1 protein-coding gene is annotated in these 242 nt (G+C 57.9%); it reads right to left on the reverse strand.

The window, feature by feature from the left end; all coding sequences use genetic code 11:
• Positions 1-239 (reverse strand): PAS domain-containing protein (locus SB752_RS33160; protein WP_410719621.1); only part of this gene is annotated, 239 nt, incomplete at its 3' end.
• Between the last annotated feature and the right edge of the window lie 3 nt (positions 240-242).

The following is a 242-nucleotide window of genomic DNA, read 5'->3' on the forward strand; positions in this document are numbered from 1 at the left end:
TTTCGTCGAGCCTGCACTTCTCGGGAGGCTTCCGTCATATCACTGCACGCTGGATCACCAAGCGCATCCTGCGAGGGTATCAAGAAGCCCTCGGACAAGGCGGGTAACAAGACCTGCACGTTGCTGCCGACAAGCTCGTCGGGCTGGTAGCCGAACACGGTCTGCGTGGCGCGATTGCAGGATTGAATCACTCCCAACCGGTCGATCCTGATGACGGGGTTAACTGCTGTATCGAGAATGGT

Source organism: Brevibacillus sp. SIMBA_040, from assembly GCF_046535075.1.
Lineage (GTDB): Bacteria > Bacillota > Bacilli > Brevibacillales > Brevibacillaceae > Brevibacillus.